General features: G+C 73.5%; 11 protein-coding genes. 6 read left to right on the forward strand and 5 right to left on the reverse strand.

Going from position 1 to position 9,416, the window contains the following annotated elements; all coding sequences use genetic code 11:
* Positions 1 to 66: 66 nt before the first annotated feature.
* Positions 67 to 270, reverse strand: coding sequence for a DUF397 domain-containing protein (locus tag AC2CJA_RS19635; protein ID WP_206346288.1), 204 nt, complete (start codon positions 268 to 270; stop codon positions 67 to 69).
* A complete protein-coding gene (locus AC2CJA_RS19640; protein WP_484604008.1) occupies positions 267 to 1,151 on the reverse strand; it encodes a helix-turn-helix domain-containing protein in 885 nt (294 codons plus the stop codon). Before AC2CJA_RS19640 ends, AC2CJA_RS19635 begins: the two co-directional genes overlap by 4 nt.
* Before the next feature lie 200 nt (positions 1,152 to 1,351).
* Between AC2CJA_RS19640 and AC2CJA_RS19645 the strand changes: the two genes are divergently transcribed.
* From AC2CJA_RS19645 to AC2CJA_RS19660, 4 genes are all read left to right on the forward strand, one after another.
* Positions 1,352 to 2,131, forward strand: a complete 780-nt coding sequence (locus tag AC2CJA_RS19645; RefSeq protein ID WP_484604009.1) for an ATP-binding protein — start codon at positions 1,352 to 1,354, stop codon at positions 2,129 to 2,131.
* Positions 2,128 to 3,396 (forward strand): tyrosine--tRNA ligase, encoded by a 1,269-nt coding sequence (gene tyrS / locus AC2CJA_RS19650; RefSeq protein ID WP_484604010.1) that lies wholly within the window; start codon positions 2,128 to 2,130, stop codon positions 3,394 to 3,396. The genes AC2CJA_RS19645 and tyrS overlap by 4 nt, the downstream gene beginning before the upstream one ends.
* A 337-nt stretch (positions 3,397 to 3,733) precedes the next feature.
* Positions 3,734 to 3,976: a type II toxin-antitoxin system Phd/YefM family antitoxin gene (locus AC2CJA_RS19655; RefSeq protein WP_241717764.1), complete on the forward strand. Its 243-nt coding sequence runs from the start codon at positions 3,734 to 3,736 to the stop codon at positions 3,974 to 3,976.
* On the forward strand, positions 3,976 to 4,350 hold the full coding sequence (locus AC2CJA_RS19660; RefSeq protein WP_241717765.1) for a type II toxin-antitoxin system VapC family toxin: 375 nt from the start codon (positions 3,976 to 3,978) through the stop codon (positions 4,348 to 4,350). Before AC2CJA_RS19655 ends, AC2CJA_RS19660 begins: the two co-directional genes overlap by 1 nt.
* A 40-nt stretch (positions 4,351 to 4,390) precedes the next feature.
* On the opposite strand, the gene AC2CJA_RS19665 is transcribed toward AC2CJA_RS19660, so the two are convergent.
* Positions 4,391 to 4,723: an ATP-binding protein gene (locus AC2CJA_RS19665; RefSeq protein WP_241027380.1), complete on the reverse strand. Its 333-nt coding sequence runs from the start codon at positions 4,721 to 4,723 to the stop codon at positions 4,391 to 4,393.
* Positions 4,724 to 5,080: 357 nt separating this feature from the next.
* Between AC2CJA_RS19665 and AC2CJA_RS19670 the strand changes: the two genes are divergently transcribed.
* Positions 5,081 to 6,178 (forward strand): small ribosomal subunit Rsm22 family protein, encoded by a 1,098-nt coding sequence (locus tag AC2CJA_RS19670; RefSeq protein ID WP_484604011.1) that lies wholly within the window; start codon positions 5,081 to 5,083, stop codon positions 6,176 to 6,178.
* 45 nt (positions 6,179 to 6,223) lie between these two features.
* On the opposite strand, the gene ddaH is transcribed toward AC2CJA_RS19670, so the two are convergent.
* Positions 6,224 to 7,033, reverse strand: coding sequence for a dimethylargininase (ddaH, locus tag AC2CJA_RS19675; protein ID WP_484604012.1), 810 nt, complete (start codon positions 7,031 to 7,033; stop codon positions 6,224 to 6,226).
* 425 nt (positions 7,034 to 7,458) lie between these two features.
* On the opposite strand from ddaH, the gene AC2CJA_RS19680 reads away from it, so the two are divergent.
* Positions 7,459 to 8,190, forward strand: a complete 732-nt coding sequence (locus tag AC2CJA_RS19680; protein ID WP_484604013.1) for a bifunctional DNA primase/polymerase — start codon at positions 7,459 to 7,461, stop codon at positions 8,188 to 8,190.
* A 21-nt stretch (positions 8,191 to 8,211) separates the two neighbouring features.
* Here the strand turns inward: AC2CJA_RS19680 and AC2CJA_RS19685 are convergent, their stop codons facing one another.
* The gene (locus AC2CJA_RS19685) at positions 8,212 to 9,198 is read right to left on the reverse strand and encodes an SCO2278 family lipoprotein (protein ID WP_484604014.1); all 987 of its coding nucleotides are present in this window, start codon (positions 9,196 to 9,198) and stop codon (positions 8,212 to 8,214) included.
* Positions 9,199 to 9,416 lie beyond the last annotated feature (218 nt).

Raw genomic sequence — 9,416 nt, forward strand, 5'->3', positions numbered from 1 at the left:
CCCGCGCGCGGCGCCCGCGGCCGGGCGCGCCGCCCGCCCGCCGCGCCCGCCCCGGCGGGGCGCGGGTCAGCGCAGGTGGTCGAGGAAGGCGGCCCAGGCGTCCGGGCTGACGCCGAGGACGGGGCCGGCGGGGCGCTTGCTGTCGCGGACGGGGACTATGCCGGGTACGTCGTCGGCCACCTCGACGCACTCGTTGTTGCCGCCGCTGTGTGTACTGCTGCGCCACGTCGCGACCGACAGGTCCGGGGTGCTGTGGCGTGTGCTCTTCATGCTCTGTGCTCCTTGGCCCTGCGGTGGATGACGGCACGGGACTCCACCGGAGAGAGCGCCGATGTGCGTGCGGCGTCGAACAGATCCCGGTATCGGGCGACCTCCGCCTCACGCTCAAGCCACATGGAGCCGGTCGGGCTGTCCGCCAGCACCACGTCAAGCGCCCCCTCTTCGGGGAAACCCAGCACTACGTACGGGCCGAACATACTCGCATGGGCTCCGCGGGAGAACGGCAGTACTTGGACAGTCACGTTGGGATGCTCGGAGGCGTCCAGGAGGTGCTGTAGCTGAGTCCTCATGACGTCCGGCCCTCCGACCTGCTGGAGAAGCACGGCCTCCGAGATGACGGACCAGAGGCGCAGCGGGGACTCGCCGGTCAGCCTCTCCTGGCGTGCGAGGCGCACCTGCGCGAACCTCTCGATCTCCTCCGCCTTCTGCCACTGCTGCGAGGCCACCGTCACGGCCTGGATGTACCCGGGTGTCTGGAGCAGTCCCGGAACGAGCTGCGCCTGGAAGGTGCGGATGGAGTCCGCCATGGTCTCCATCGCGATGTAGTCGCGGTAGGTGTCCGCGAGAACGGAGCTGTACTGGTTCCACCACCCCTGCCTGCGGCGGCGGTTGGCCTTGCGTGCCAGCGCGGCCAGTCGCTCGCGAAGGTCGGGGTCCGATACCCCGTAGGCATGCAGCATGGCGGTCAGGTCCGGGAGCCGGACCGCCACCCGGCCGTTCTCGATTCGGCTGATCTTGCCCTTGGTGCAGTCGAGGGCCTCGGCGGCCTGGACGGTCGTCAGTCCTGCCGCTTCCCGCAGCCGCCGCAACTCGTCTCCGAGTTGGCGGCCGAGAACGGTGGACGGGTTCGGGGTGTTGCTCTTCGCAAGCATGCCGACACGTTTAGCAGAGCAGCAGGCTTCACGGAATGGTATTAATCCGAAAGAGGGAACATCGCCATCATCTTTGCTGGAAACGTTGCAAGTGCGCTCGATCCGCTCTCATTCTGCTGGTCATGGACACCGGAGTCCCACGGCCAACTGGCCGCTTCCGCAGGGGACTCCGGCCGAGCGTCGATTCCCTGGGAGCTGCCATGGCCGCACCGCATCACGTCTCCTTCCGGCTTTCTCGCCGTCGCGGCAGCGTGCCCAGAGCGCGGGCGCTGCTGGGGGCGGTGCTCAGTGAGTGGCGGGTCGGGCAGGACGTGCTGGAGACGGCGGAGCTGGTGCTGTCGGAACTGGTCACCAACGCGGTGCGCGTACGGGTGCCGAACGACCGGCAGGTGGGGGTGAAGATCGCGCACTCGCGGGCGGACGGCCTGCTGCGGCTGGAGGTGAGCGACGCGGGGGACGGGTGGCCCAGGGTGCGCGACCCAGGGGAGGACGACACCGGCGGGCGCGGCCTGCTGCTCGTGGAGGCGCTGGCCCACCGCTGGGGGGTGCGCAGGCGCGCGTGCGGGATCGGGAAGACGGTGTGGGCCGAACTGAAGGCCCCGGATCTGGTGGCCGTGCCCGTCGAGAGGGAGATCGCGGCGGTGACGGCCCAGTCCGGCCAGCGGGTCAGGCTCTGGGGTGTGTGGAAGACGATCCGCAGCGTCAGGGGGGAGCGGTCGCCGCTGGGCGGGCTCGTCATGGTGCTGGGGCTGGACGACGGCCCGGCGATGCGCGTGGACGCCGCCGAACCGCTGGTCGTCATGGACGGTGACGCGGACGTGACCGCCGGGACCGCCGGGACCGCCGTGACCGCCGACGCGGACCGGTCGGCGGACGGGAACGAGGCGGACCGCGCGGTCAGCGGGAGAACGGGGGAGGGGCCGGAGCACTACACTGGCCGCCGGACCGGAACACAACCTCAAGGAGACACGGGACCGTGACGGCCATCGTCGACGAGTTCAGGTGGCGCGGGCTGCTCGCCCAGTCCACCGACGAGGACGCATTGCGCAAGGCCCTGGCGAACGGCCCCGTCACGTTCTACTGCGGCTTCGACCCGACCGCGGCGAGCCTGCACGTCGGGCACCTGGTGCAGGTGCTCACCGTCCGCAGGCTCCAGCAGGCCGGGCACCGGCCGCTGGCCCTGGTGGGCGGCGCGACCGGGCACATCGGCGATCCCCGGCCGACCGCCGAGCGCACCCTGAACGACGCGGAGACCATCGCCGGGTGGGTGACCCGGCTGCGCGCGCAGATCGAGCCGTACCTCTCCTTCGAGGGCGACAACGCGGCGGTCATGGTCAACAACATGGACTGGACCTCGGGCCTGTCCGTGATCGGGTTCCTGCGGGACATCGGCAAGCACTTCCGGGTGAACAAGATGCTCACCAAGGAGTCGGTCGCCCAGCGCCTCGCCTCCGACCAGGGCATCAGTTACACGGAGTTCAGCTACCAGCTGCTGCAGGCCATGGACTTCCTGGAGCTGTACCGCCGCTACGGCTGCACCCTCCAGACCGGCGGCAGCGACCAGTGGGGCAACCTCACGGCCGGCCTGGACCTGATCCACCGCCTTGAGCCGCACGCCGAGGTGCACGCGCTGGCGACGCCGCTGATGACGAAGGCGGACGGCACCAAGTTCGGCAAGACGGAGACCGGCACGCTCTGGCTGGACCCGGAGATGACCACGCCGTACGCGTTCTACCAGTTCTGGCTGAACACCGACGACCGGGACATCTCGCGGTACATGCGCATCCTCTCCTTCCGCTCCCGAGAGGAGCTGGAGGAGCTGGAGAGGATGACCGAGGAGCGGCCGCAGGCCCGTGCCGCGCAGCGCGCGCTCGCCGAGGAGCTGACCACGCTGGTGCACGGCGCCGACCAGTGCGCGGCCGTGATCGCCGCCTCGAAGGCGCTGTTCGGGCAGGGCGACCTCGCCGGGCTGGACGAGGCGACGCTGGCCGCCGCGGTCTCCGAGCTCCCCGGCGCCAGGGTGGGCGAGCTCGGGCAGATCACCGACCTGTTCGCGCGGGTCGGCCTGGTGGCGAGCAAGTCGGCCGCCCGCCGCACGGTGAAGGAGGGCGGCGCCTACGTGAACAACGCGAAGGTGACCGCCGAGGACGCCGTCGCCACGGCCGACCAGCTGCTGCACGGACGCTGGCTGGTGCTGCGGCGCGGCAAGAAGAACCTGGCGGCCGTCGAGGTCACCGGGGCCTGACGCGGCCCGGACGCTCCGGGCGAGGCGCCGTCCACGCGGGAGACCGCGCGGGCGGCGCCTGCCGTCGTGCCCGTCACTCCGTCCCGCCCGGCTCGGGGGACGGCCGCCGGGGCCCCGGTCGCGCGCCTCCGCCCGGCCCCGTCAGTGGGCGAGGTCGGCGCGGGTGGCGGCGATGCCCCCGGGGGCCTGGACGTGCGCCTCGGCGGACAGAGACGTACCGAGGGAGCGTTCCGTTCCGCGGCTTCCCCTCCGCCGTTCCCGGGGGCGGACGCGGGGACGGCCGGGCTATACTTGGTCCACCGCTTAGTCCACCTGGTGACCGGAATGTGGGGCAGCCGTGGAAGCAGCTCGGCAGTACAACGTGCACGAAGCCAAGACACAACTCTCCCGGATCCTCGAGCAGGTCGCCACCGGTCAGGAGGTGGTGATCAGCAAGGCGGGGGAGCCGGTGGCCAAGGTGGTGCCCCTGCGGCCCAAGGTGAGGCGGACCGGCCGTGGTTCGCTCAAGGGTCTCGTCCACATCCCGGACGACTTCGACGAACTGCCCGACGACATCGCCGACGCCTTCGGGATGCGCTGATGCGACTCCTGCTCGACACCCACGTGGTCCTGTGGTGGCTGGACGACTCCCCCGAGCTCTCCGGTGAGGTCAAGGACCTGCTCGACACGGAACCCGCCGTGTACGTGAGCGCGGTGACACCCTGGGAGATCTCCATCAAGCAGTCCCTCGGCAAGCTCGAAGGGCCGGCGGACCTGGCCGAGCGTGTGCGTGACAGCCAGTTCACCGGCCTGCCCGTCACCGCCGGGCACGGAGTGCGGGCAGGCCGGCTTCCGGAGCACCACAGAGACCCCTTCGACCGGATGCTGGTCGCCCAGGCGCAGACCGAGGGGATGACCCTGGTGACCCGCGATAAGTGGATCCCGCAGTACGACGTGCGGGTCATGTCCGTCTGAGGCCCGGACGCGGACGGCCGGGCCGGTGCCGGGCCGTACCTCAGGCAGCGGTCCGGAGCGGGAAGGACGCCCGGATCGTCTTGCCCTCGCCCGGACGGAGGGCGACGGTGACCTCGGTGGCCAGCTCGCGCACCAGCAGCCAGCCGAAGCCGCCGGGGACGGAGGGGTTTATCTGGACCGTCCTGGGCCGCCGGACACTGGCGTCCGAGACCTCCACCAGCACGCCGCCGTCCCCGGGGGCCAGGCGGAAGCCGGTCACCCCGCCGGCGTGGCGGACCGCGTTGGACACCAGCTCCGAGACCCCCAGCAGCACGGCGTCCACATCGGCCTTCGAGGCGTCCGGCTCGGCCACCCGGAGGAAACCGCGTGTCATCTCCCGCGCCCGGTCCCCGGACTGTGGCGGGCGGCTGGTCAAGCGCTCCGGTGGGCGGCCTTCCCTGTGCATCGGTCCTCCTCGCTTCGGAGCTGCTTTCCCAACTCCACTGCATCGTCTGCCCCCGAGTGCGCCGCCGAACACAACCGGATCCGGTGATCCGGGTTCCTTCCCGGAAGGAGGAGGGGGATACCGAAAAAACCGGCACAGTCGCTGGCATATGCAATGAGGGAAAGGCGTCCGCGGTCGCGAGAGGCGAGCGGGGCGAATCCATGAGTGCCCGCCGCAGAGAGGTCCGCGAAGGACGGCGGAGGCGGACGGGCGGGGGCGGACGGGCACCCGCCTACACTTGGCCCGGTGTTCGCCCCCCTCCACACCGACGAAGAGCTGCGTGACGCGCTCGCCCGCCTCCTCGACGGGCTGCCGCCCCGGCAGGCCGCCGGGGCCGTCGAGCGGCTGATCAGCGGCTACCGGGACAGCGGTGCCGCGGCCCCCGTCCTGCGCGACCGCGGCGACGTCGCCGCCTACGCCGCCTACCGGATGCCCGCCACCTTCGAGGCCGTCCGCGCCGCCCTGGACGCCCTCGCCGACCGGGCCCCGGAGCTGGACCCGGCCACCCATCTGGACGTGGGCGGGGGCACGGGCGCGGCCGTGTGGGCCGCCGCCGCGGTCTGGGGCGACGGCCCGGACCGGAACGGGCAGGCGCGGGCGCGGGCGCGGGCGACCACCGTGCTGGACCGGTCCGAACCCGCCCTCGCCCTCGGCCGTGAACTGGCCGGCGGCTCCGGCTCGGCAGCCCTGCGCGGCACCGAGTGGCGGCAGGAGCGCATCGGGGCCGCGCCGGGACTGGACGCGGCCGATCTGGTCACCGTCTCCTACGTGCTGAACGAGCTGCCCGAGGACGCCCGGCACTCCCTGGCCGACGCCGCCGCCGCGGCGGCCCGGCGGGCGGTGGTGATCGTCGAGCCGGGCACCCCGGAGGGCTACCGGCGGATCATCGAGGCGCGCGGCCGGCTGACCGGGGCCGGGCTGCGCGTCCTGGCACCCTGCCCGCACAGCGGCGCCTGCCCGATAGAGCCCGGCTCGGACTGGTGCCACTTCGCCGCCCGCGTCAGCCGCTCCTCCCTCCACCGGCGGGTGAAGGGAGGATCGCTGGCGTACGAGGACGAGAAGTTCTCCTACGTGGCCGCCGTCCGCCCCGGTGCGGGCGGCGGCGATACGGGCGGCGGCACGGACGGCACGCCCGCCGCAGCGCGGATCGTGCGCAGGCCGCAGATCCGCAAGGGCCAGGTCCTGCTCGACCTGTGCGCCGGACCGGACGGCGAACACGGCGGGCTGCGGCGCGAGACCGTCACCAAACGCCGCGGTCCGGCGTACCGCGCCGCGCGGGACGCGCGCTGGGGCGATACCTGGAGCGAGACCCGCGACGGCGGGCGGGACGGGGGCGGGGGCTGACGGCCCCCGCCCCGCACCGGCGCGGTGTGCGGTGCGGCGCCCGGGTCAGCCGCGCAGCTCCGCCGTGCAGCACTTCACGCTGCCGCCGCCCTTGAGCAGCTCCCCCAGATCGACCCCGACCGGCTCGTAACCGCGCTCGCGCAACGGCTCGAACAGGCCCACCGCCGCCTGCGGCAGCAGTACGTGGTGCCCGTCGCTGACCGCGTTCAGCCCGAAGGCGCGGGCGTCGTCCTCCCCGGCGGTGATCGCGTCGGGGAAGAGCCGCGCCAGCACCGCCCGGCTGCCGGGTGAGAACGCCCGCGGGTAGTACATGACGGCGTCGTCGCGGGCGTCGTCCAGCACACACAGGGCCGTGTCCAGGTGGTAGAAGCGCGGGTCCACCAGATCCAGGCCGACGACCGGACGGCCGAAGAACTCCTGTGCCTCCGGGTGGGACAGCGGACTGCTGCGGAAGCCGCGCCCGGCCAGCAGCCAGGAGGCGGTGACGGCGAAGTCCCCCTCGCCCTCGTTGACGTGCTCCGGCTCGCGCACCTCGGCGAAACCGTGCGCCCGGTACCACTCCCGGTGCACCGCGGCCTCCCGCGCCCGCTCCGGATGGGCGAAGCGGGCGCCCAGCACCCGGCCGTCGACGACGAGCGCGCCGTTGGCGGCGTACACCATGTCGGGCAGCTCCGGGTCGGGAGCCAGTTCCTCGACGGTGTGGCCGAGCGAGCGGTAGGCGTCGCGCAGGGCCTCCCACTGGGTCACGGCCAGCGGGAGGTCCACGGGCTTGGCCGGGTCCATCCACGGGTTGATGGAGTAGGTGACCGCGAAGTACGCCGGTGGGCACATCAGGTAGCGGCGGGGTGTGTACACGGGAGGGCTCCTCACAGGATCGCTGCGTGTCGGAGGTGTCGCGCTGTGTCAGCACATCGTCCACCCGGCCGGGCGTCCCTGTCCTGTCCGGGAGGAGGATTTCCGCTGTACGGCGCAGAACCGTCTCCCGGCGGGCCGGGCGGGCTGTGACCATCGCGACCACCGTTCGATTACTCATCGGGGGCGCGGAAGGAGCAGGATGGAGAAGGCCGTCCGGGATCTTCGGAATCCGTCCGGCCGAAGGCGCTCGGTTTCGTACCCTCGAAATCCACGGCCCCGGTCACGCGTGGGGCGGTACGCGGTCCGGCACGCGAGGTCGCTGCCCGGCCCGCCCCGACGCCCCGCCAGACCGGCCGCGAGCACCGCACACCAGGGAAGCGATTCCCCCACAGGCCCAGGCCGGTGGTTCCCGCGCTAGGAGTCCGATGGAACGCGAAAGCAGATTCTCCCGGTGGCTGCGCCGACGCTCCCGCGGCGCGCACGCGAGCGCCGCGCAGGAAGCGGCCCGCGTACGGGAGGACCTGCTGCTGACGGCCGCCGCGGCCGGTTTCCCCCTGGCGCCGGCCGCGCACCCCGAGGGCTACGGCTGCTCCTGCGACCGGATCGGCTGCCCAACCCCCGGCCGGCATCCGGTCTCCTTCGCCTGGCAGACCCAGGCCACCACCGACCCCGAGCAGATCGCCCGCTGGGCCGCCGGCCGGCCGGCGGCCAACTTCATCACCGCCACCGGCCGCACCCACGACGTGCTGGACGTGCCCGTGGGCGCGGGGCGGGCCGCGCTGGAGCGGCTGGAGGCAGAGGGTGTCGAGGTCGGGCCGGTGGCGGTGTGCGGCACCGACCCCTGGCCGGGCCGGATGCTGTTCTTCACCGCCACCCGCGGCACCCCGGAGGACGAGGACGAGTGGTGGCCGTGCGTGCTGGACTGCCGCCCCGAGACCCTGGACGACCACCCGGGCCTGCGGTGGCACTGCCGCGGCAGCTACGTGCTCGTACCCCCCGCCCGGCTGCCCGGCGACTCCGAGCCGGCGGTGGGCTGGCTGCGCGCCCCCGAACGCCCGCTGCCCGACCCGCTGACGATGCTGGAGGCGCTGACGGACGCGTGCGCCGCGTACCCGCAGGAGGAGCCGGACCACACCGCCCCGTGGCCGGTGCGCTGACGCGCCGGGGCGGTGGCCGGGTCAGTCGCCCTCGGCGCTCGTCAGGCGCTGGAGGCGGTAGACCAGCCTGACCCTCGGGTCGTCGGCGTCGGCGGGAGGCACGGCCGCGGTCTGGAGGCCGAGGCGGACGTAGGTCACCGACTGCCGCGGCGTGCCCTCCAGCAGGGCCTTGACGTACGGGTCCTTGATCTGCGGCTGGTAGCCCTGGGGCACGGTCTGCCGCATCTGGTGGTGCGTGGTGAAGAAGACCAGCGCCCCGCCGTCCTCGGTGCGCAGCCCCACCGGCGCGAACCGGGCGTCCCGGGCCGGGAGGTCGGCCCACTGGGTGCGCGCGCCCGGGTTCGCCGCCGCCTTCCTCCGCTCCTGGCGCAGACCGCTGGTGGCGGGGCCGTCGGCGAAGGCGTCGCCGCCCTCGCGCAGGTAGTCCGTGTACCTCTTCCCCAGGTCCTTTGGCGCGACGGCCAGCCGGGCCGACGCGCCGGAGGGCACGGCCTCGGCGTGGCCCTCGCCGTCCTCGGCGAACTCCGGCACCGCGGAGGCCTCCAGCACCGACAGGTACGACGCCTTCCAGCCCTCCTCCACACCGTCGCGGGTGAAGACCAGCAGCCAGCGCTTGCCGGGGCTCTGGCTGGAGGCCGTGTCGGCGACGAAGAACTTCGGCCAGCCCGCCTGCCGCGGTATCAGGAAGCGGGCGTCGGTCAGCTCCAGGTCCCGGTGGCCGGGGCCGCCGCCGGGGTGGACGATCCGGCGGGCCCGCAGCCCGGCCTGGTCGACGGCGCCCAGCGCGCCCGTCTCGATGGTGGCGTTCAGGGCGGCGTCGTTGGTGCGGTTGGCCTCGTTGTTGGTCTCGGTGAAGTGCTCGAGGGCCTTCGCCGCCTCCGCCTCGGTCACCGCCGGGACCACGGCCCGCTCGCCGTGCACCGTGACGCAGCCCGGCAGTGCCGCCAGAGCGGCCAGCACCACCGCCGACACCATCGCACGCCTGAGCCCGCGCGCCTTCGTCCGCACTCTCCTCGACCCCTCCCGGACCGTCACGAGGCTTTCCGGCCCGAACCCTACCGGTGCCCCGCGGGGGCCGGGCGACGGGAGGGGACGGGGGGAGCCGGCCGGACGACGGGAGCGGCGGGGTGCGGCGGACCCGGCCCCGCCCCGGGCCGGTTCGGAGGGCGGAGCCGGGAGCCGTGGGGGGCGGGCGCGCGCCCGCGGGGGCCCCCCCGCGCCCCCGC

The sequence above is a fragment of the Streptomyces sp. ATLC9 genome (assembly GCF_057196705.1).